General features: G+C 69.3%; 2 protein-coding genes. Both read right to left on the bottom strand.

Features of this window, described 5'->3' with window-relative positions:
- The coding region (locus tag L6Q96_23300) for an Hsp70 family protein (protein MCK6557475.1) at positions 1-329 on the bottom strand (329 nt) is incomplete at its 3' end.
- Positions 330-454: 125 nt separating this feature from the next.
- Positions 455-683: sigma-54-dependent Fis family transcriptional regulator (locus tag L6Q96_23295; protein MCK6557474.1), on the bottom strand; the 229-nt coding region annotated here is incomplete at its 5' end.

Here is a 683-nt window from a genome sequence, read left to right as displayed (position 1 = left end):
TTGTCCCCGATCTTCACCTTGACCGGGTCCTTCGGCGCGCCGACGAGCTCGTAGGAGACCTGCTTCTCCTCCGACGCCACCTCCTCGTGCCGGCGGCCCATGAACCGCTTGATCGAGGAGATCGTGCGCCGCGGGTTGACGATCGCCTGGCGCTTCGCCGCCTGCCCGACGAGACGCTCGCCGGAGTCGGTGAACGCGACGACCGAGGGCGTCGTGCGCCCCCCCTCGGGGTTCGTGATCACGATGGGCTTGCCGCCCTCGAAGACGCAGACGACCGAGTTGGTCGTGCCGAGATCGATGCCGATGACTTTCTGCGAGACCTTGGCCATGCGACGACGGAGCGCATATCAGGTGCCAGACTCGGCTCGGGCGACGCAACCCATTGCCCGACAACGACTTGTGGGCCGCGATGCCCCCGGAGCCCCCTCGCCTCTCCTGCCGATGTGGCACGCCTTTATGACAGGCCCAGCTCCTTGATCCGGCGGTAGAGCGTCCTTGCCGAGATTCCGAGCGCCTCGGCGGCACGGGTACGGTTGCCCTCCACGTCCTTCAGCGTGTTCTGGATGAGCTCGCGCTCGACGTCCGCGATCGGACGCATGCTCAGGGGGGCCCGGGGGGCGGCGGCCGGCGTGTCCGCGGGGAGGTCGGCGACGCCGAGCCGCGCGCCGCCCGTGAGGAGCATC

It is taken from the genome of Candidatus Binatia bacterium, assembly GCA_023150935.1.
In the GTDB taxonomy this organism is placed as follows: domain Bacteria; phylum Desulfobacterota; class Binatia; order HRBIN30; family HRBIN30; genus JAKLJW01.
Note: the sequence above shows the minus strand (reverse complement) of the source record. Positions and strands in the feature narration are given on the sequence as shown.